The organism is Bradyrhizobium sp. CCBAU 51745, assembly GCF_028128715.1.
Classification (GTDB): domain Bacteria; phylum Pseudomonadota; class Alphaproteobacteria; order Rhizobiales; family Xanthobacteraceae; genus Bradyrhizobium; species Bradyrhizobium manausense.
This window is the reverse complement of sequence record NZ_LBJP01000093.1, coordinates 297,917-319,263: the sequence shown is the minus strand read 5'-3', so window position 1 is coordinate 319,263 and position 21,347 is coordinate 297,917. Positions and strand designations below refer to the sequence as shown.

Here is a 21,347-nt window from a genome sequence, read left to right as displayed (position 1 = left end):
GGTCGTGTCGCTACGACTGCTATCCGCTTCCCATTATCAGAGGCGGCGACAAGCCCGCGACGGTTTAATTTTAAAACTCCATCCATTTAATTCCATCTCCAGTTAAAGCCCGGGCCCGTCGCTCGGGAGGCACCTGCCGACCCGGAAGCAATCTGAAATATCTTTTTTCTCAATAGCTTGCGTCAACCACTTGACGACCCAAATCGAGGGGCGGAACGCCACCGAATATCGCGACACCTACATTTATTGCCACAAATTAAACAATTAATTATTTAACCGGCGCTGGGAACGTGTTATTATTCTTCAATTTCCCGAGCTGCGGAGTCGGGCCATTCCGTGGGCTACTCCAGCAGCAGCCGGAGCCTCACAATTAGGAGCACCGTCATGAATGAGAGCAAACCCCGATCGGCACATCTGGGCTTGATTAGTTTTGGACGCTCGCAGACGGAGTGCAACATCCGGAGCATTTCTCCGTTTGGTGCAGCCCTCGACGTTCGTGAAGCTCGCAGCGTTCCGGAGGAATTTGCGCTCACTCTGCTTCCGGAAGGCGAGCGGAGGCGCTGCGCGGTGGTCTGGCGCAAGGAAACTCGAATTGCCGTCGCGTTCTACTAGAATTTCCGGACCGCCTCAGGGCACGACGAAGAAATAGCGGCCGAACCAGGAAGCGCTTCGCCCAATGGACGACTGAAGGGGTCACATCCGGGTAGCCTTTTCGAGGGTGCAACACGATGACAGAGCGCCAAAGTAATGAGCAGGAGTTGCAAATCGCGCGTTACCGCATCCTAGAGCGCGAGGTCACAGATCCACTTGCAGCACATCTGCTGCACGACATTGTCTCAGATCTGGAAGCCAATCTGCGGAAGATCGCGAAAACAGCCGAAGCAGTGACCGCAGCGGACGACGCCGGACCAGGGCTTGACCTACGACCTTTCAGCCCCCGATTATGAAGTCACGCGGAGGGCGTCAAATATCTGCTGTCGTCGGGCGGCTGCCACCTGCTCCCAACTGTATAATCGCGCACGTTCGAAGGCAGCATTGGACATACGCCGCCTTAGTACCGCGTCCGCGGCCAACCTACGAAGTGTCGCACACCAGCCTGCCGCATCGTAGGGATCGATTACAAATCCTTCGCAGTCGTGCCGCACGATCCTGCCAGCCCCCATCGGAGACGTTACCGTCGGCAGGCCACAACCGCACGCCTCGTAGATCACCAGAGGGCTTCCCTCTTCCAGAGATGGAAACAGGAACATATCGGCAGACTTGTAGAGTGCACCGACATCTTTGGAGTAGTCGAGAACAACGATGTCATCCCTCCCGAACAGGTGCCCATATTTTTCCTTGATGATCGGCTCCAGTTCACCGGCCAGCACCAGGCGCCCCTTGATGCCGCTTTGCTGCCAGTAGTCCAACAGTAGATGAGCACCTTTACGCACACAGATCGTGCCTACGAAAAGAGCCGTGATGCCTTCGGCTGGCGCGAGAGGCCTTTGCGGTCCTGCGAACCGCTCGGGATCCCATCCATACGTGGTGTCCAGCAGCTTGCGTGCCGGAATACCATTCTCGAGCAATGAGCTTCGCACCAAAGGGCTCGGACAGAAAACATAGTCCACCGCATCCAAGACCCGCCTCTCGCCTTCGACGGTCTCAGCCGTGATCGTGTGTGCTGGTTCAACACCAAGGCGCCCATATGCCTGGTCCAGAATCCTTTTGGCCGTAGCCGTGTGGCAATTGAACTGTTCTCGAAAAACAGTCACCCCTCGCCGCTTCAGCTCATGGATTGTCCCAAGCGACGCATCAGGCCAAAGGTTAGCCGCGAGCCTTCGCGATCGGCACTGGTCGAAACACGAAAGGAAGTCCTGCTCGATCCTGTGACCCGCATAGCCACGAGTCCAACGATAAGGCAGATGTCGAGCCCAGCGCGGCAAAGCCTCGATCACCTTAATTGAAGGCAGCGCGAGCTCGTTACGGGATGTGACGACCGTGACTTCGATCCGCTCATCCGCCATCCAGCGGGCAAGAGAGCTGCATGTATAGCCGACGCCCATTCCGTTCAGAGGGAGCGGCATCAACACACCCAATGCGGCCGCTTCGCCAAGGTCCTGCTTATCATGTGGTGGCGGCGCCGGGCTTGCCCGACTTAGGGCGGAATCAGCCGCTTCGCTGTCGCGCGCCTCGCGAGGCAATTCGAGCTTCTGGCCCAGGGTAGAATGCACCGATGTCTCCGCCCCCTCACTCATCGCTCATCACCCGGGCGCGCCACCTCCGTTTCAACGTCGAGAGCCAGGGTGTGAAGCGCAGTGCCTCCTTCATCCACCGGTTCGCCATCGCGACAGACAAACGTAGCGCATTGGTCGAAACGGACCTCAACCGCGGACTGAAGACGAGAACCGTCGATTCCTGCCAATGACGAGTGGCCAATCGTGCCTTATACGGAGCATCACCGATGCCGAAATCGACAAGTCGCACGGGAGCATGACTGGGACCGTCATGCAGTTTCTCCATCACGACCAGCATCAGATACATTCCGGGAGCATACTTCGTATATGCCGGATCAAATGATAGGTACTCACTAAGGAAAACACCGTTGCGCTGGGAACCGATCCAGAAAGCCACCGGGTCGCCGTTGAGGTAGAGAACGTATCCTTGTAGCCATCCCCTTTCAGCTTCGAACCGCAGACGATTGCGAATGACCGGAGTATCCGAGAAGCCTACGTGAAGGCCTCTCTGATAAGACCTGCAGGCGACCGTCTCGGCGTCACGCATCAGCCGATCGACCTCGGTCGGCCGGGTAAAGATCTCGATCAACGGCTCGCCAAAGCTGCTTCTCAGGTTTCGCTCGCGCTTTCGCTGCTGGTATCGCTCGTTCTGAGAAAGGCTGCGCAAGAATGGGCCGGCTTCCGGCAAAAGCTCGCGTACCCGCCTCGCCTCTGGCCTGACCGTGTGGTCCGAACACCACCACGACGGCAGAGTTCGAGCGTATCGAGCGACCGAGCAAGCAAGATCGGGCGAATGCAAGGACGCTACGTCGGCCTCTCCCGCCGCGAGCGAGGCAATTAGACCTTCCACGAGCAGCTTGGCGTTGATTTCGGAGAGTGCTCCCAACCAGCCGCCGTGCACGATTTGGATCATCCGAACGGTCGGACCAGGGAGCGGGAGATATCCCAGCCGCAGGGGTAAGCGAACCCGTTCAAGTCGGCCCACGAGAAGAGCTTTTGGAGCGCCGCCCTCGTAGAGAACCAGGACATGTGGCCGCTCGACCTCAGGATAGATGTCGGAAATGAATAAGAAAAACTCGAGATCGGCGTCTCGCGGTGGATTGCATGCGTTCCAGAACTTCCGAAGCGCTTCGATTTCCGGCCGGGTTCGGAGAATCTCGATGTGGCGCGGCGCAGCCTCGTCCGTTCTCACAGCCGCAGTTCGAATGGATTTCGCGTGCAGGGCGCGGTCGCTGACCGCGTCTTTAGAAACACGGTCCCCCGAGCTCGGACCCTGGGCGACGTAACCGGCCCGGTCGACCCCCCTGTATCCCGCTGAGACCATGGTAGCTCGCACAATGGCTGAAATCCTGGCTTCGAATTAAACAACATATTGGATGAATATTAAAGCCAGATCGCGTTATTTTAATTAATCATTTATCTGCTATATTTGTCTTGGTCGCCTGCAAGCCACGGCAACCCGCCAGGACCGCCCCTCTATCCCAGCACGCGAGTTGTCACATGTCTGAGGAGACCAGCGGACGCAGCCAGCTCAGGACACTGCTGCGGTTTGGTATGCAGAAGCTCCGTCAGGACGGCTTCGCGTCGTTCGTGAAAGGCGGCATCGAGCATGTGCGACGCCTCTCCATTGCCAAGCAAGCGCAAAGCGCTTTCGATCGTCGTTACGGAACGGATACCGCGGGGACGATTCCTCTTTGGAAACTGCAGATCCGGAGCCCTCATCATGCGGAAGGAGTCCGGTATCAGGCATCCGACCCGGATTTCGTGCGGAAAGCCATCGAAATCCTGCAGATCCCACTCGAACGCTTTGTGTACATCGACGTAGGCTCCGGCAAGGGTCTGACCTTGCTCGTGGCCTCGGAATACCCGTTTCGGCGCGTGCTGGGAATCGAGTTCGCCGCCGAACTGAACGCGATTGCGGCCGAAAATATAAGCCGACTCATGGCGCCCAGATGTCAGGACATATCCTCGGTCCTTGCCGACGCCGCATCCTATCGATTTCCGACCGAGGACACTGTGCTCTTCCTCTATAATCCATTCGGAAAGGACGTCCTCAAGCGCATGCTCGACAATTTAAGAAGCGTGCTCGAGCAGAACGACCACGAACTCTACATCGTTTACAGCAATCCTATCTTTTCCCAGATACTCGACCAATCTGGTTTCCTCGAACGATTGGACCTACCAATCGGGGCGGCGGTCTACAGACACTCACCGACGCACGGCGTCCTGCAGCACGACACCCGTACGCATATTCACGTTGTTGGTGAAGATTGATTTCGGGCTCGAGTCGTTCGGCGTTCCGGTATTGCGCGAAGGATAGGCAAATCCGTATCCTCGAGGATCGAAATAGTTGTCATGAACCGTGAACGTTGTTCTGATCGATGACAGGTCCACCGACACGAAGTAACTGACTGTTCCGATCATCGTATTGTGGCCGATTTCACCTTCCGCGACGTACTCGGTCATTAGGCCTTGCGTGGTGCCGCGACTCTGCAGCGTCGTATTGTAGTTGATGGCGACGGTGAACGGACCGCCTTCGAGCTGCGTGTAGTCACCGTGCGTCCCCGGACTCAAGCCGCCATTCTCGATGAGATTGTGCTCGATGACGATAGAGCCCGTACCGCCGATCTGCTGAATCATGTCGCCGCCGGAATTCTTCAGCCAGGAGTATTCGATGGTAAGGTCGACCCCACTATATGCGACCATTGTTCCCCAAGGAGGGGGGTCGTGCTCGGCGCCGTCAATCGTGCAATGACTAATATCGAGATCCGAGGCCTCCGGACTGCCCACGATCGGTAGAAGATCGTTGGAGCCAACGACGAACTGTGAGTTCACGATTCTGCTCCCGGAAGCCTTCACGCGCACCTGCCAGCCGCCGTCAAGCGAGAAGTCATAGCCGTCAAGCGTAACGTTACTACCGGTCAAGGTGACAATATGATTCTTCGTATCGACTGAGGCACCGTCGAGCGAGATCGTTGCAGGGTCCTTCAAGACGGTGTCCACCGCGTAGCCCACGCAAAAGTCGACACCAGCGACTGGCCAGTCCGGCCGTTTCCTGTATTTGCTCAGGAGAAGAGGATGCTGGGCGGCACAAGCCCCGGCGTCTGGAGGATGATCATCCTTCTGGGCTGAGCCAGTCGGCCCGGCTTGGATGCCCGTCGCAATTCCGGTCGTCGCTCCGCGTTCAGCATCAGGTCGAGCGACTGGCTTCGCATCCCGCGCTTCACAGGGGCCTGGAAGGGCAATGATCAATCCGGCCAAGAGCGCTCCGGCCCACAAACTCGCCTGTTGGTGCCGCCAGGATCGGCTCCGGCGCGTGCTCCGTTCCTCCGGCGCGAGCAGCCTTGGGCGTGCGCCTGACCCGAACCGCGCAAGTTCGCGCCTGGACTTGCCCTCAAGCGGTCCGCCACGGTCGGTCGAGCCGAGTTCACGCGAACCGGCGGCCTGCATGAGGAGGCCGGATTTGGTGATGCCGACCCGCGTTCTCCTTCCCGCCATCAATGCGCTTCCACAGCCGCGCCGTATGCCTCGGAGCCGGCTCGAGAACTGCCATCCCTCTTGAATCTTGCTGGATCCACATTGTCCGGGTCCAGCAGGATGCGATCGGCTCTGTACTGCTGTCGTACCTCAAAGGCCAAAGCGAGCTGCGACGCCATTTTGTAAGCGTACGGGTTGACTACTCCGTGCAGCACTTTCTTCCACGTCGAGATTTGCTCGGGATTCCATCTGGTCCAATTGCCCCTATCGAACCTCGCCCAGGTATCATCATAATCGGACTGGACCACGTGCAATTTATCCGCGCAGCTGACCTTGGTGGAAAGGACCACCAAGCTCATTTGACTTGCAAACGGGAGCTGGTTCCTCCGCTTGAGACGGGCTGGTTGTTCGATGAGATGCCACAGCTTCGGACGAGACGTATTGACCAGAAAAACGCATGTGTTCCGGAAGCCGTTCCGTTCGCTGAAGACGCTATAGAAGAATTCCGGAGAATACTGAAACAGGCCATGTGACGGAAACCCGTTCGCGTTGGTAGCGATCAGGACCTGGCCACCAGGCTTGACCAACTTGACGATGTTGTCGATCACTTGGGCGACATTGAAAATATGCTCGATCGAGCCGAAATCCAGGAACGCATCGAATTGATTGTGCAGCGTTTCCGGAACTGGCAGATTGAAATCGTGAACCAGCGATGCACCTTCGAAGCCGGACGCATCGATGGAGGTGATGTCTTCGGCACCCAGCTTTTCGAGAAGGGGTTCGCAGAACGAACCTACCGCGAGCGACTGGTCATATTCGAAGCCGAAACCCTTCCGCACGGTATCGAATTCCTGTTTCCAGAAATGGATCTCGTGCCGGCCCAATGTTGCGGTCTTTCGAAAATTGAATTTGTAGACGCGGTTTGCGAAGTTTAAGGCCCTGAGGCCAGTCAAGTCGATTCCCACGATCCACCTCCTCCACCTTGTGGACAAGCTTGCTCCGCCAAGCCTGCCGGCGGCGCCAACTTTCGATCAGCAAGTCGATCCTGCCCTGCTGCTGGCTTTGCTAAATCCGGAGCGCGCGTAGAACACTTGTCTCCGCACACCGCGGGTTATACGGAGCGCTCCGCGCATGAGCGAAGACAGGCCCGACGGCGGCAACTCTATCGGGCCCTGCGGTTCGAGCCAGGCGCGCACCCGATCATGGTCCGGTCCCAGGCTATCGAGGAGCTTCCCCCAGAGCGCACGACCCATCGAATCGTGAAAATGGAGAACACTCACGTCGGCGACTTTGGAAGGTTCGTAGTTGTCGGGCAAAGCACCACAAACGGGGAAGTTGCTTGAGGCCGGTAGCATCTTCCAGCTCAGACCGCGCTCGATGACTGTTAAGCCGAGCATCACCTGGTCCAGGAAATGCACTTGGGAATGCGTCCTTGCCACCTTCAACTCCAAGAACTTCTTGCAGTTAGCAAGATACGCGCGACCAAAGCCGCTTGCGCGGCGATAAACAAACACGCCGGAGTTCATGTAGAACCGAATGAGGCGCCCGTCGCTGGTGCGCAACCACGGCAAATCGTCAAGCCTCTTGCCTACGAGCGCCGCGGATCGTCCCCAGAACGAGTCGTTAGTATCCCCCGCTCCAGCCGACCCGATCACGCCTGCGTCCGGAGCACCAGCGATGAAATCGACCCCATCCGGCAGCTCAAGTTCGTTCGGCTCACGCAAGAAGAGAATGTCACTGTCGAGCCAGGCGATTGCATTGCTCCGGGTCCGTGCCTCGACAGCCGCGAGCGCTTCCGGCTTGTTCATGTAGTGGTGCCAAGCGTACGGATCCCTCGGATGCACGCGCAAGTGATCAATCCCCAATTCCGCCATACGGCGGCGCGTCGTCGGCGCCAGAGGCGGGGTGAAGCGAGGGGTTACAGCAACCACGTCCAGGCTCGCAAAGCGGCCGCCAAATCGGCGTAAGCTCTCGACCATTCGCAGCGTGAGCGGCTCCAATAACCCCGATTCGATGCACACCACGACGGTCATCGACGGGGGCGCAGCGGCGGCAACCGGGCTACCAGTCGACTGCAACGCAATCGTTCCAGAGAGATCGTTCAAGCGCGATCCTCCAGCGTCTTGGCAAATCCGAGTCGTCTCGCGACCAACTCGGGCGATTCAACCATGGGGCGCAATGTGGAGGCCCGGAAAATGGCCTTGTATCTCAGGCGCAGGCGGCGCAGCAGCAGCGGCCAAGGATTGTTCGTCAGCCGAACGATGACCGTCGGCAACGGAAGCAGTGCTCTCCATTTGCGAACCATAAAGCGATAGGCGGCAATATACGTTTTGTCCAAGCGAACGCCGGCCTTGCTGTTGTGAATGACCGGCAGATCGACGACGTAGGACTTCATGCCGGCTCGATGTGCTTCAAGCACGATATCGGTCCCGTAGAGATGGAACGACGGCAATGCCGGATCAAAGACGATCCCTGACGCGCGGCGCACGATCAAGACCACTTCGTCGAGGCTGGTTACGATTCGGGGGGAGCTGAACGATCCGCCGCATACGGCACCCAGCCCGGCATCCCAGAGGTGTCCGACGAATTCGCCCTCGTTTGTCATGCCGCATAGACCCGCTACGGCCCAGGATGGGTCGGCTGAACTCAGCCGCTCGCAGACGGATTCCAGTCTGGAGAACCAGCCTTCTGGAAAATAGACGTCCTGATGGGCGAAAACGACAATCTCCGCACGGGCTGCTTGAATGGCTTCGCGATAAGCAATTGACGCGGCCTTCGCGCCCCATATCACCGAAAGTGGGACCCGGCGTTTGGCCACGTCCGGCGACGACTTCAGATTTCGCTTCAAGATCGCATTGTTGTTTGCGACACAACAGATCTGTACGGACCACGCCATTGCGACCTCAAGCTCGACCTCAGTCCGATCAGAGATTTAATTTCCACAATAAATAAAAATGTATTATATAATATAATAAAGATCAACGGCCGTTTTTATTAAAAGCGGTGTTTGAGGAGGCTTGCAGATTGTCAGCCCGGCCCCCCCCCCCCCCCCGTGCAGCTCGATCGTCATTTTTCGCCGGAAGTTCAGGCTGCCATTCCGGTTGCGCCGAACAGCCCGAACAGCTTCGCCATCTGGGCTGTCGTGATAGGCCTTGCCGTTCACTCAAACATGACTTTCTTCCTAGCGGGCGCAAAGTTCACAATCGCCCGGCTGGTGATCGCGCTGCTGGTGTTCCCCGCAGCGGTCGAACTGTTGCAAAGAGGCCGGCATCGGGGCGCACCTGATATAATTACATGTGCGTTTTGTGCCTGGCTGTTGATTGCCGTATCCCAGACAGACCAGTCATGGTCGTCGACGGCCGCGCTGATAACCGAATTCGGGGGCGGCTACCTGGTGGCGCGGTCCTATATCTTCGGCCGTCCAGCGCTGGAAACATTTGTTCGAGCGCTCAAACTCATTTGCATCGTTTTAATCGCCCTCGCAAGCCTCGAACAATTGAGCCAGACTCACGTTGGCTTCGTGCTGTTTGGCTTACCCATTCCGGGATATGAATACCGATACGGATGGCTGCGCGCATTTTCGACATTTCCTCATCCGATCCTATTCGGCACGTTCTGCGCCGCGGCCGGGGCCATCTTCTTGTACTCCGAGCGCACGTCCCTTGGTAGACTTTGCTATGGCAGCCTGTGTTTCTTTGGATGTGTGCTCGCAATGTCGTCCGCACCGCTCATCGCTTTCTTGATCGCGATCTTTGTCCGGCTCTACGATGGGCTCCTCCATGGCATCCGCTGCCGATGGCAGGTTCTAACCGCAGCCATGTTCGCCCTCCTCTTGGTTGTCTTCTTGGTTGCAAACAGGCCGGTGTCATGGATCGTCGCAAATCTGACGCTCGATCCATCCACCGGCTATTTTCGGGTCGCCACCTGGGACACTGCGTTCTACTATATCGGCCTGTCGCCCTACGTCGGGTACGGATTCGATAGCTACGCGCCCGCAGAAGATTTCTTCGGGAACGTTTCAGTCGATTCCACCTGGCTCGTCATGATCATTCGGTTCGGAATTCCCTCGATAATCCCTCTGCTCCTTGCAAATGTTGCCTCATTCTGGCCTTCGCGGCAGATTTACGCCCGCACTTCGCATGATCCCTACGTCGGTCAGCTTTGCACCGCATTCACCTTGAGCCTCGTGGTGCTCATGTTCGTGGGGCTGACAGTTCATTATTGGAACAATGTTTGGTTGTTTTGGGGACTCTGCATTGGAATCCGCGCTTCTCTTCGGGAGCAGTGCTCCAACGCTCGCCGGCTGACCTTCGATGGCGCGAGCGGGCTGCACCACGTTATGTCCTCGGCCCCCTAATGGGCGCCAATCATCTGTCGTGAAGCCGTGCTTCGGTTCGGATCTACTTTGGGGAATGTTGCCACCTTGATCATGGAGATAGCAGTTGTTCGCCGAGCGACAGCCTAAGCCAGCGGCAACGCTTGAGTAACCGGCGAGATCGTTGTTTCTGAATATAAGGCGCGGACCAGGGCCTTCTTCAGAAGCTCCAAATAGGGGTCACGTTGTAACATGTACACTCTCCGTCATTGCTCGCATGGCGCGCGACTGCGCTAAAAGGCTCCGACGTTCCAGGGATGATCGCTCGGTCGCGAAAGAACGGGAATTGCGGGATAGATTACGACGCGGTCCGGCCTATCGATTGCACCGAAACTCGTGGTGCTGCAGAGCGCGGGGACAGACGGGCACATCGCCGATAAGTTGAGCGCACGACCGATTGTCGCAGCACTCCCAGAGGCGGGAGCGTAGCCGTTTGCGGTCGCGTAGCCCTCGGCCGCGGCTTTCGCCTTACTTTGAAGGACATTGCCGCCTTGGTCATTGAGATAGCAGCTCGCCGCGGAGCGGCATCCTATGCCAGCGGCAACACTCGAATATCCGACGAGGTGGTTGTTTCCGAAATAGACCGAGCCCGACCATGAGGGCGTAGTGCTGTTGGCAGCGTTGAAATTAAGATGGCAGGGCGATTCGAATGTGTTGTTGTAGATGTAGGAGGTGGCGACGCCAGCTCCGGCCCTAAAGCCCGGCGGGTTCTGCATCAGGCAGTTAATTGGATTGCCGATATCATAAAAGACATTGTTGAAGACATATAAAATCGATGCTTGCAGCCAGACCGTCACTCCCTCAGCGGTATGCCGAACGACGTTGTTGTAGAAATATGTCGTTCCCTGCTCGAGCCCTCCGAGAGATTCCACAACATTGCCGTGAGCAAAATGCCGCTCAACCGGGTTGTACATATACTCAAAGAGATTCTCGTGAACATGGGTCAGGTTCGAACACACAGCTCCGTTGGAGACGTGACGAAAAACATTGCCATGCACATCATAGCACTCGGCGTAAATCGCGAAACCGCTGGACTTCCCCGGCGTTGTCCCCAAGGACGAATCCGATCCATCAAAGACATTCGATGCAACAACGTTGCCCGTTGTTCCGCTTCCCGCACCCGAAATCATGTAGTGAGTATCGTTGCCGGCATGCGTCGTCATCGTCCAGCCGTGAAAGTATGAGTTCGAAACGGTGATGTAGGAGCCGCTGCGAAAAATCGAAGCTCCGCGCGGGGTCCCACCCCAGCACTTTCCTGTAAATTCGAAGCCGTCAAAATCGACGTACCGCACGTTCTCGAGACTTACGCCGGTTATGTCCGAATCGTCGTAGCTGCAGCTTTCCGGCCTCTCCGTACCCGAGGGATTGTCCATGTGCAGGATCGGACGCGCCCAGGACGAACCGCTGAACCAGGTGTTGTCCACTCCTATGTAGACGTGATCCGTGGTCGTCCCACTCCAGGTCCACATCCAGGGCATTCCGCGAACCTTACCTACAGACGTATGCCACGTGTCGCGACCCCGAAAAATGAAGCGATCGCCGGGTTTTGGAGTGGCCGCCGAACAAGCGGCGTTGCAATCCGGCATACCCGGCGCATGCTGCCAGGGATCATCCTTGTCGGTGCCGCCGTTCAGATCGGAGCCCTCGGCGGAGATATAGTAGGTGCTTCCGCGCGCGCTCATCGTCGTGATGGAACTCAGCACGCCTATGAAGCTGATCAGAGCAAACCTGCTTGCAAGGCCAAATCGGTCCATCATCGAGGCCGCGCAGTTGGTTCTCAGAGCAGGCGACGATAGAGGACGCCCTCACTCAATTGGCTCCTCAACCCGAGCGGTGAAAGGATCGACAAACGACGGCTCGCCAATTTGTATCGAGGATGGCTTGTCCTGCGGCTCCTTCTCGATCACCACCATCGCATTGTAGAAGTGCACCGCATCAACGAACCGATGCGCGTCAGGCAGGCGCTGCGGCCTCGTGTGCCACCATTTGTGCATGTCGTCGACGAGGTCTTTCATCTGCTCCAAAAAGGTCGAGCGACGGCGCCAACCTCCCTCGTAACGTCCACGCCAGTAGTTGGTCTGCAGGTCCTCGACAATATAGACACCGCGCGCCGAGATCAGCGGGAACAGGGCTTCAAAGCTTGCTCGCTGGTGCGGCACCCAGTGGCTTCCATCGTCGAGTACGATATCGATGCCGCCCATTTCAGCAACCACGGACCGCAGAAATTGCACATCGTTTTGTGAGCCAATTCGCACGTTGATCGAGGGCGGGTCGTCCACGACGGAGCAGCGTGGATCGACATCAATCCCGAAGATGGTGGCGTTCGGTCCGAAGTACTTGCTCCAGATCTGCAGCGATCCGCCATGGCTGACGCCGATTTCGAGGAATTTCACGGACGTTCCGCGAAATCTTTCCAAATGACGATCGTAAATGCGATGATAGTGATGCCATTTGTGGGCGAGCCGCCCGGTATGACTGTAGAAGAGCTGCTCCATGCTCTCGCCCGAGCCGTGTCGCGGGGACGGCTTTAGGTGCTTCACGTAAGGCCAAACATTCTCCGGCGAGGGAGCAAGATGATCCAACCCGACTCTCGCCAGCGCCTGACGGTAATTGTGGATCACCAGATCCTGTAAGGTCACGCACCCTCCTACGATCTATTTAATTCAAATATAATTATACCAGTTGAAACTAATGGATCAAGATATTAATATCAAACCGTCATTTAATTAATTAGTCCCCGGAGGGGTGGCATCGTCGGGCTCATGCGAGAATCAAACTCGAGGCGGGAACCTCCGCGATGCATCCCCACACTGAATCAACTCCGACTAGCACAAGCGCGACTGTGCGAGCTCGGATTTAGAGTCAGTGGACAAGTTTTCCTGTTCTTACGCGTACTGAGCAGAGCGCCTTGGTTGGCAGCTTCTGTTCATCGCGCGCAGGTATACGTCTCATGAAACTTGGATTCGAAATCGGCCCATGGACCCGCCGTTTGTCGTTGGCTGCGGCAGCCCCGCTGGTCGGATTCTCATCCCGGTTCTTTCGAACGATCCTGCTGTCACATTTTCTTGCCCCAGCAGAACTCGGCATAGCGATCGCAATCGCTGTCGTGATTACGACTTCGGAGATGATCTCCGAGGTTGGCCTGAATCATGTGGTGCTTGTCAGATCGGGACCAGAGGCTCGCGAGTTCCTGGCAGCAGCGCATGGGCTACAGCTCCTGCGAGGGCTGGTGATCTCGATCCCTCTCGCCTCGTTTTGCGTTCCGCTGAGCGCAATGTTCGGCGTGCCCCAATTCTGGAGAAGCTTCCTGCTTGCCGCGTTCATTCCGTTAGTACGGTCGCTCTATCATTTGGGCGTCTATCAAATCCAGAGGGACTACGAATATCGCCCCCAAGCGCTTTCGGTTTGCGTGAGCAGCATAGCGGGGTTTGCTATCGTGATCCTAGCGGTGCCCTGGGTGCCGGATCATCGGATCATTCTGATATCGTTGGCCGGGGAGGCATTCTTGCTGGTCGTCTTGAGCCATTTGCTCTCTCCCTTTGACTATGAGTGGCGTGCCCCTCCGCGGTTTATTCGGGAGGTGCTTAAGTATGGTTTACCGCTGACCGCGAACGGAATTGCGCTCGCGTTAATAAGCCAGGCGGACCGGCTCCTTGTGGCCGGCAAACTCGGCGTGGAGTCGCTTGCGGTGTACGCGGTCGTGGTCGGTCTCGCACAGACCCCGATATCGCCGATGTTCGAAATTTTCGGCACCCTTGGAATGTCGATGATGGTGCGTAGTCAAGGCACGCCGGAGCGGCAGCTTGCTTCGTTCACCTGGTTGCTGTGGCTCTTTTCACTTCTTGCCTTCGCTTATGCTGCTGCGGTCGGCCTGACGCTCGATTTCTTGGCCCCGCTCATCTACGGCAGCCACTACTCCGTCCCGCCATCATGGCGCGTTCTCATTACGGGGATCGTGTTCCTCTCGACGTATCGCGGAGCTCATACCATACTTTTGCTGAGCTTAGGTGAGACGGCGAAACTCGCGTTCGCAAATGCCACCGTCGGCCTCGGCGTCGTTGCGGGCGCACTTTTGGTTGTGACGCACCCCGCGCCGGAGTCGATTCTGGCCGGAAGACTGTTCGGCGATATCATTTCCATTGCTGTCTTTCACTGGGTCGCCTTCACGAGCTTGAGATCTTCCGGACGCATCATTCTCCAGTGCATGGTTTTCAGCTTGGCCTCGGTCAGCTTATTCGGCCTTATGATCTGGTCCGCGCCCAGCCCAACCTGGACAACGCGCATGCTATTCTCCGCAACCTGTCTGCTGCCCTTGTCCGTGCTGCTCTGGCGCGCATACGCGTCGTGGAGGACGAGACAACGGTCGTTCTTGGCCGGCGCGCTCGCGCCCTAGTCGACGCGGGTCCGTGCCGCATCGATTGAAACAGAGTAAACATTGCGGGTATCTCCGGCAAACCCGCGAAAGGAAGGGGCGACGAAATGCGGTCGACGTTACCGGGTCCATGTAACGGATTTGCGCTGCTGAATGCGGAGTCGGTCGGCGTTACAGATACAGTTGGAGTCTCGTGTGATTGACGCAGATCCGTTCCGAGTGGCAATCCTGATCGTCAGCTTTCGCAATCCGGAAGACGTACAAGCCTGTCTAGCCGCCCTCGCCCAGTTGACCGAAGAACCTCGTTTCGACGTCTTCATATGTGAAAATGGCGGCCCCGGCGCGTTCCGCGACCTGTGTGAGAGATTGGTGGCCCCTCAGGGGGCCTGCAGGCCGATTTCGGGCGAGTTGGCACAAGATGCCTTGATCACCCCATCGGGACGGTTGAGCGAGGTCAAACGCTTGGCCCTGAAGGGTCGAGGCGCGCGCGTATGGTTGGGCTGCGCTGCGGAGAATCTTGGCTACGCCGGGGGGCTCAACATTTGGATCGACCGGCTGCTATCAAGCGCGGGCTGGGCCGGAATCTGGGTCTTGAATCCGGACTCCGAGCCTCATCCTCGCGCTTTGCAAGCTCTCACAGATCGCGCCGTCGCCGGCCGCAAAGGCATGGTCGGCAGTACCATCGTGTCTTCTGCTGACCACAACTACGTCTATTGTCGCGCCGGTCACCGCTGGCGCAAGTTACGAACAAGCCTTGCTTTTATTGGCCTGGGGGAAGAGGCGGGTGCATCGGTGGATCTCAGCTCGATCGAGGGCGATCTGGACTGCATCGCAGGGGGATCTATGTATGTCACGCGAGCCTGTCTCGAAAAAATTGGCAGAATGGACGAGCGATTCTTCCTGTATTACGAGGATGCGGACTGGTCCATGCGCGCCAAGCGATACGGGTTAGGGTATGCGCCGGACTCGATCGTACCTCATAAGGGCGGCACGACGATCGGGTCGGCCCGTCTGCGGGCCGAGAGATCTCGGCTTTCCGTCTATCTCGAAAGCCGGAACAACCTTCATTTCGTCCGCATGCACTGGCATCGGTATTTTCCGTTGGGACTCTTCTTTGGCTGCGCCTATGCAATCACCTATCTCTTTGCCATGTCCTCTAAGAATTTCAGAGCTGCTGCAGAGGGACTATTGGCTGGAATTAGGGGCGAGACAGGCCGGCCAAAGTTTCACGGTTGAGTGAGGGTCCTTCAAACAGGGGCTCACCGCGCTTGGACTTCGATTTTTGACACCGGCCTACGGCAGGCCCATCGGAACGCGTTCATCAAGAGAGACGCATAGCTAGACCATTCGTACGCGCCATTGAATTTCAGATAGAACTCGATTGGACTATCCGACAGATCGACCTTCGTGCGTCCGCGCAAGAACTCGGAGCCAGCGGGATCAACTTCCTGAGGTTTGATCGAATACGCGACCTGATAGCCTGCTGCGCGGCACGTCGCCAGGGCGGACGCGTTATAGTCACCATAAGGAAACGAAAACTCGAGAATCTCCCGCCCGCTCAATTCAGCCAATTGCTGGCGCGAGTCGGCGATTTCCGTTCTCGCTCGCTCGGCATCTAATGCGGAAATTGGAGGATGGGTCATGCTGTGAGACCCGAGCGAGACAAGAGAGGCCGGGAGCGCCTTCAAATCGTCCGACGACATCACCAACTCGGAAACCTTTGGTCCAGCAGCGGAGGGACGTGCCAAGGCGTCTTCCTCCATTGCCCATCCTGGCGTTCGCCCTAACCACCCCACCGGGACGAATATTGTCGCAGGAAAGGAATGTTTGGCTAGCTCTGGAAGTGCATTTTCAGCAACGCTGGTGAACGCGTCGTCGAACGTTATTGCAACGCATTTCTTTCCCGGAGGGAGTTTCCCCCTGTACGATGTCGGGATCACCCGCGCCGCGCGGTGAAGCGTCTCCATCTGACGCGCAAAGGCGGTCCGCTCTCCAGGGAGGACACCATGATAATACAGGATCGTAAGCCGCTGCGCGCTCGATCGTCCGGCAAGGCTGAGCAAGCACCGCAAAATGCTTCGGAGGACGTAGTAAACCAGACTTATAGCAATCTTTAGCTCTCGCTTAGCTCGCGGCATCCTCATTCCGCACCAATGCTCTTCCTGCTATCGTCAATCGCACCTTCGCTGACCCGATCGTACCAACCTTAAGGGCCCGCTCAGCACCGCCCTGCGCCGGCTCAATCCTGGCGATCTACGGCGCCTCTTGATGAAGTTCGTGATCAGCAACGACGGCGCAGCTTCCGTCGGGTCGGAAAAACCACCCCCGTCCGGCGAGTTCCTTCCACCAGCCATTGCCGCCGCCAGAACGACGCAAGCTCACGACGCCAAAACGCCAAGCGCTCTTGTCCCCCTCGTACGGCTTGTCGGAAAGCAGGTCTTGATATCGTGGCACTGCCCACGTGTGATCCAACACCTGCCACTCGCCGAGTTTTCCTCCCAACCAGGCATCAAAGTGATCCTTGATCTGCGTTCCCGGAGGATTCGGAAACAGCGAGTTGATGTGGGCGACCCCATCCCTCTCCAATCTTGTCGGAAGGGCTTCAACAACTCTCCTCAAAAGGTCGGTGCCATCAATGCCGCCACTCCAGAAATTGTCGCCTGCTCTGGCTGCGGTGTCGGGGGCATAGGGGACGTTGGCGATCAGGAGGTCGCATGACCCATCGATCGAATCGAGCAGGTCGCTCAGAACAAAATCAATGTTTTTGCTCCCGTTCAGCTGCGCGTTGAAATTGGAGAAAGCAATCGCACGAGAGCTGACGTCTGCGCCGACCACCTGCGAGCAGTGATCACTAGCAAGAATCGCGTGCACCCCCGAACCGGTCCCGAGATCAATGCCGCGTCTGCGCACTTTCCGGTCGACGAAGCCTCCTAAAATGAAACTCTCCCCCCAAAGCCACATAACCTGGTTGATGGCCGTGTTTTTCGCCGCCTGGTCGGTGACGATGTATTTCCCGAAACATGGGAACAGGCATAGGTTCGCGCTCAGCAAATGGCCCCGTTCTTCAACCAGCCTCATTTCAAGAGCCGTATCTACGAACGAGGCTGAAATCTGGCGGGCCAGGAGATCCGCCCTTACCGGGTGACCGTCGATGAACAGCGTAATCAGGTTATCGATCGGGTCATTCGACTGAGGCTTCCAGTTCGATCTCATCCTCTCCCAAAAATTTACGCCCAGCCGCGGGAACACGCCGAGGCGTGCAGCGCATTTCGCGAGGTCGTATCCGCAACTCCGTAGCGCGCTGACGAAGTCGGATATCTGCTCATCCCTGGCCGGGATCACGGGCAACCCGACCTGGCGAGAAATTGTCGGCAGGAGCGGTGGTGCGGGTTCTTCTGGCGCAGCCGGATTGCCATTCGACTGCCGCAACAGGGCCAAGAGCTGGTCCTTTTGGTTAACCAAGCTGGCCCGCATTTCGGCATCAAGTGCGCCAGCTGGAGCACTACACTTGAGCTGATCGTGTTCGATCCAGAGTTTCACATCGCGTTGCCGGAGGGCGGACAAGAGCGCAACAGTTTCCGTCATAGCGTGAACTCCTCACGTTGGCCTAACGCGGCTTGCGCCCCGGGGCCTCCGCGCGCAAGCGCGAGCACGTCGATCATTTCCGCGATTCCCGCGATCGTCGGCCTCTCGAACAGGCTCGCGAGACTGAGTTCGACGCTAAAGGCCCCGCGAATTTTTGCGACCAGAGCAGTGGCAGTCAACGAATCTGCTCCGAGGTCGAAGAAATCGTCATGGATACCAATTCCATCGACCTTCAGCAGCTCGCTCCAGATCTCCGCGACCGTCTCCTCGCTCCTGCTCCTGGGTGCTCCACCCTTTCCTGCCGCTATGCTTTCTCTCGATGGCACAGGCAGGGCCTTGCGATCCACTTTTCCATTTGGTGTGAGCGGAAGCGAGTCAAGGAATACAAACTGGGCAGGAATCATATATTCCGGCAACGTGTCCTTCAGAAATGCCCGTAGCTCGTCACCACCTGATGTTTTTGAATCGTGCGGGACAACATACGCGACCAAAATTTTTCTTCCCGGCTCGTCCTCCCGCGCAACAACTGTGCATGACTGAACACGGCGATGGGATGCAAGGGCTGCCTCGATCTCGCCAAGCTCTACTCGATAGCCACGGATCTTAACCTGATCGTCCACGCGCCCGAGATATTCAAGCATGCCGTCTTTGCGGTAGCGGGCGAGGTCTCCCGTTTTGTATAGGCGCGCCTCAGGGTCTCGGCTGAACGGATCTGCCAAGAAACGTTCTGCCGTCAGTTCCGGCCTGTTCAGGTACCCGAGCGCTACACCTGCACCGCCGATATATAGTTCACCGGTTGCCCCAGGAGGGACCGGCTCCAAGCTCGCATCCAAGACGTACAACTGGGTATTTGCGATGGGTTGCCCTATAGGTACAGATCCCGTACGAGGATCTCCGCGTTGCACCTCATAGACACAGCAACCTACGACCGTTTCAGTCGGACCATACTCGTTGATCAGTCTCGTATCAGGCGCAGCATCGCGCCAAAACTGCAGAGTTTCGGCCAGCAGATTTTCACCTCCGATCACGAAAGCTCGTGAAAAGTTCACGGCCTCGCTGCGATCGATCTGACGGCTCAGCAGTTCCAGGTGCGCCGGCGTGATCTTAACAAGTCCGCGATCCCCCGATCTGAGCAGCGCAGCCACCAAGCTCTGCGCTGCAACGTCCTCGGAAAGCAGCTCGACGGACCCACCCGCCAGAAGAGGCGTGTACAGACTGGTCACTGTGAGGTCGAAAGAGATAGAACTGTGAAGGGGCACCGAACTCCCGGGCCCGACCTCGTAGGCCTTGATTGCCCACCAGAGGTAATTGACCAGCCCGCGGTGAAGGATCATGGCCCCTTTGGGCTTGCCGGTCGAGCCGGAGGTATACATCACGTAAGCAAGGTTCGTTGGAGCCGTGATCGGCGAGGGATTTTCGCGCGGCTCTCGGGACAGCATCGGCCAATCGGAATCAAGGCAGATCAGCCTGGTGGCCGCCGCCTCGAAGAGCCGCCGATGCTTCTCCTCCGTGAGTAGGATGGGCGTTTGCGAGTCTTCGATCATGAACGCCAGTCGCTCGAGCGGGTAACTCGGATCGAGGGGCACGTAGGCTCCGCCGGCCTTCCAGACTGCGAGCAGCGCGACGACCATTTGCGGAGAGCGGTCGAAACACACCCCAACCAGGACGTCTGGCCCAACCCCACTTCGACGCAAGTGATGAGCCACTTTATTGGCGCGCTCGTTCAGCTCCTGATAGCTGATCTGCACTCGGCCATGCTCCAGTGCGATCGCCGCCGGTTCACGACTGACTTGCTGTTCGAACAGTTCGTGTGCGCAGACCTGCGGGAACTCGGCCCGCGTGTTGTTCCATTTGTTGACGAGATGGTCCAATTGCCATCCTGCAGCCTTCGTCGCCCCCTGCACCCGGACCTCGCTCAGCGTCGTCATAAAGAGCTCCCTACGATTTCCTTCATGATCTCATTCGATCCGGCATAGATTTTTTGGATGCGGCTATCGACCCACATGCGCGCAATCGGATATTCCTGCATGTAGCCGTAGCCGCCGTGCAACTGCACACACTCGTCGATCACTCGACATTGGCATTCGGTGAGCCAGTACTTCACCATCGCCGCAGTGATCGAGTCGAGCCGGCCCGCGATGAACTGCTGAATGCACTTGTCCACGAAGATCCGACCGATGTGCACGTCGGTCTTGCACTCTGCGAGCTTGAACCTCGTGTTCTGCAGATCGATGAGCGGCTTGCCGAATGCGTTGCGCTCCTTCACGTAGCGCGTCGTTAGGTCCACCGCGCTCTCCGCGGCGGCGACCGCGCTCACTGCGATTGACAACCGCTCGTAGGAGAGCTGATCCATCATCTGGAACAATCCCCTACCCTCACTCGGACCGAGCAAATTCCGGGCCGGCACGCGCACATCGTCGAAGAACAGCTCGGTCGTGTCCTGAGAATGCCGACCTATCTTGTGCAGCGAACGTCCGACCCGATAACCCGCCAAATCGTTGGTTTCCAACACGAGCAAAGAGAGTGCCCTTGGCCCCGGCGCGGCCCCCCCTGTCCGGACAGCCAGGCAGAGAAGGTTGGTCTGCGAGCCATTCGTGATGAACGTCTTGGAGCCATTGACGATGTACTCATCTCCTTCCCTGCGGGCCGTTGTCTTAATTGCCTGAACGTCAGATCCTGCGTTGGGCTCCGTCATCCCAATTGCGCCGATCAGCTCGCCGGCGGCCATACCCGGCAGCCAACGGCGCCTCTGCTCCTCGTTTCCGTAAGCAAGAATGTAGTGCGCGACGATACTCTGAACACCAAAGCCCGAATGAATTCCTGCCCGGGCGAGCTCCTCGATGACAACCGCCTCGTGAGCAAACGTCCCACCAGCCCCGCCGTACTCCTCCGGCACGTCTGGGAGCAGCAGGCCGACCCTGCCTGCCTTGCGCCATGCTTCCCGATCGGGCCGCCCCTGCTCATCCCACTGGGCCTGGCGCGAGAGAAACTCCTTTGCAATGAACTCGTGCGCCGTCTTCCTGAAGACCCGCGTATCATCGGTGGTCCAAGGCGCTTCGCAGTTCATCAGTGCCACTTCTCTTCCGCGCAGTTTTTGGTCGGTGTCCGCGGATCGCCACGATATCGGTCAGGCCATTTTGCGAGCCCGGGTTCTGCTTCGATGGCAAGCAAGTCCACGGACTGCTCCGATCGCCCGGAAGCCAACCGCGGCCGAAATGATGGCTGCATTAAATTCATATTTAAACGCTCAATACACTTCGCGCCGAGAACTCAACGAAAATACCAAAATCACCGCCATTATTAATCTGACACAGATATAATA

The 21,347-nt window shown here is 57.6% G+C and carries 18 protein-coding genes; 6 read left to right on the top strand and 12 right to left on the bottom strand.

Annotation, left to right across the window (positions count from 1 at the left end):
* The first annotated feature begins 384 nt into the window (after window positions 1-384).
* Both XH98_RS37790 and XH98_RS37785 read left to right on the top strand, forming a co-directional pair.
* Window positions 385-612 (top strand): PilZ domain-containing protein, encoded by a 228-nt coding sequence (locus XH98_RS37790; protein WP_271621577.1) that lies wholly within the window; start codon window positions 385-387, stop codon window positions 610-612.
* A 116-nt stretch (window positions 613-728) separates the two neighbouring features.
* Complete coding sequence (locus XH98_RS37785) at window positions 729-947, top strand: hypothetical protein (RefSeq protein ID WP_271621576.1); 219 nt, start codon at window positions 729-731, stop codon at window positions 945-947.
* Here the strand turns inward: XH98_RS37785 and XH98_RS37780 are convergent.
* Together XH98_RS37780 and XH98_RS37775 are read right to left on the bottom strand one after the other, a co-directional pair.
* Window positions 942-2,213, bottom strand: coding sequence for a glycosyltransferase family 4 protein (locus XH98_RS37780; protein WP_271621575.1), 1,272 nt, complete (start codon window positions 2,211-2,213; stop codon window positions 942-944). The two genes, XH98_RS37785 and XH98_RS37780, sit on opposite strands and share 6 nt — an antisense overlap.
* Window positions 2,214-2,229: 16 nt before the next feature.
* Window positions 2,230-3,540: a GNAT family N-acetyltransferase gene (locus XH98_RS37775; protein ID WP_271621574.1), complete on the bottom strand. Its 1,311-nt coding sequence runs from the start codon at window positions 3,538-3,540 to the stop codon at window positions 2,230-2,232.
* 176 nt (window positions 3,541-3,716) lie between these two features.
* On the opposite strand from XH98_RS37775, the gene XH98_RS37770 reads away from it, so the two are divergent.
* Window positions 3,717-4,490: a class I SAM-dependent methyltransferase gene (locus XH98_RS37770; protein ID WP_271621573.1), complete on the top strand. Its 774-nt coding sequence runs from the start codon at window positions 3,717-3,719 to the stop codon at window positions 4,488-4,490.
* Here XH98_RS37770 and XH98_RS37765 read toward each other — a convergent pair.
* The 4 genes from XH98_RS37765 to XH98_RS37750 all read right to left on the bottom strand — a co-directional run bounded on the left by XH98_RS37765 (window position 4,425) and on the right by XH98_RS37750 (window position 8,589).
* The gene (locus tag XH98_RS37765; protein ID WP_271621572.1) at window positions 4,425-5,477 is read right to left on the bottom strand and encodes a hypothetical protein; all 1,053 of its coding nucleotides are present in this window, start codon (window positions 5,475-5,477) and stop codon (window positions 4,425-4,427) included. The genes XH98_RS37770 and XH98_RS37765 overlap by 66 nt on opposite strands.
* Window positions 5,478-5,713: 236 nt before the next feature.
* Complete coding sequence (locus XH98_RS37760; RefSeq protein WP_271621571.1) at window positions 5,714-6,658, bottom strand: class I SAM-dependent methyltransferase; 945 nt, start codon at window positions 6,656-6,658, stop codon at window positions 5,714-5,716.
* A gap of 66 nt (window positions 6,659-6,724) precedes the next feature.
* Window positions 6,725-7,798, bottom strand: a complete 1,074-nt coding sequence (locus XH98_RS37755; RefSeq protein ID WP_271621570.1) for a hypothetical protein — start codon at window positions 7,796-7,798, stop codon at window positions 6,725-6,727.
* Window positions 7,795-8,589, bottom strand: a complete 795-nt coding sequence (locus tag XH98_RS37750) for a hypothetical protein (RefSeq protein ID WP_271621569.1) — start codon at window positions 8,587-8,589, stop codon at window positions 7,795-7,797. The genes XH98_RS37755 and XH98_RS37750 overlap by 4 nt, the downstream gene beginning before the upstream one ends.
* A 156-nt stretch (window positions 8,590-8,745) precedes the next feature.
* On the opposite strand from XH98_RS37750, the gene XH98_RS37745 reads away from it, so the two are divergent.
* Complete coding sequence (locus XH98_RS37745) at window positions 8,746-10,050, top strand: O-antigen ligase family protein (RefSeq protein ID WP_271621568.1); 1,305 nt, start codon at window positions 8,746-8,748, stop codon at window positions 10,048-10,050.
* Window positions 10,051-10,301: 251 nt separating this feature from the next.
* On the opposite strand, the gene XH98_RS37740 is transcribed toward XH98_RS37745, so the two are convergent.
* Together XH98_RS37740 and XH98_RS37735 are read right to left on the bottom strand one after the other, a co-directional pair.
* The gene (locus XH98_RS37740) at window positions 10,302-11,825 is read right to left on the bottom strand and encodes a hypothetical protein (RefSeq protein WP_271621567.1); all 1,524 of its coding nucleotides are present in this window, start codon (window positions 11,823-11,825) and stop codon (window positions 10,302-10,304) included.
* Between the two features lie 48 nt (window positions 11,826-11,873).
* Window positions 11,874-12,707, bottom strand: a complete 834-nt coding sequence (locus XH98_RS37735) for a class I SAM-dependent methyltransferase (RefSeq protein ID WP_271621566.1) — start codon at window positions 12,705-12,707, stop codon at window positions 11,874-11,876.
* A gap of 311 nt (window positions 12,708-13,018) precedes the next feature.
* Between XH98_RS37735 and XH98_RS37730 the strand changes: the two genes are divergently transcribed.
* Window positions 13,019-14,461, top strand: a complete 1,443-nt coding sequence (locus XH98_RS37730) for an oligosaccharide flippase family protein (RefSeq protein WP_271621565.1) — start codon at window positions 13,019-13,021, stop codon at window positions 14,459-14,461.
* A 174-nt stretch (window positions 14,462-14,635) separates the two neighbouring features.
* Window positions 14,636-15,676, top strand: a complete 1,041-nt coding sequence (locus XH98_RS37725; protein WP_271621564.1) for a glycosyltransferase family 2 protein — start codon at window positions 14,636-14,638, stop codon at window positions 15,674-15,676.
* A gap of 23 nt (window positions 15,677-15,699) precedes the next feature.
* On the opposite strand, the gene XH98_RS37720 is transcribed toward XH98_RS37725, so the two are convergent.
* The 4 genes from XH98_RS37720 to XH98_RS37705 form a co-directional block, all read right to left on the bottom strand.
* Window positions 15,700-16,407, bottom strand: coding sequence for a polysaccharide deacetylase family protein (locus XH98_RS37720; protein WP_271621563.1), 708 nt, complete (start codon window positions 16,405-16,407; stop codon window positions 15,700-15,702).
* A gap of 286 nt (window positions 16,408-16,693) precedes the next feature.
* Complete coding sequence (locus XH98_RS37715) at window positions 16,694-18,025, bottom strand: methyltransferase (protein WP_271621562.1); 1,332 nt, start codon at window positions 18,023-18,025, stop codon at window positions 16,694-16,696.
* On the bottom strand, window positions 18,022-19,953 hold the full coding sequence (locus XH98_RS37710; protein ID WP_271621561.1) for a non-ribosomal peptide synthetase: 1,932 nt from the start codon (window positions 19,951-19,953) through the stop codon (window positions 18,022-18,024). Before XH98_RS37710 ends, XH98_RS37715 begins: the two co-directional genes overlap by 4 nt.
* Window positions 19,950-21,092, bottom strand: coding sequence for an acyl-CoA dehydrogenase family protein (locus XH98_RS37705; protein ID WP_271621943.1), 1,143 nt, complete (start codon window positions 21,090-21,092; stop codon window positions 19,950-19,952). Before XH98_RS37705 ends, XH98_RS37710 begins: the two co-directional genes overlap by 4 nt.
* Window positions 21,093-21,347: the final 255 nt, after the last annotated feature.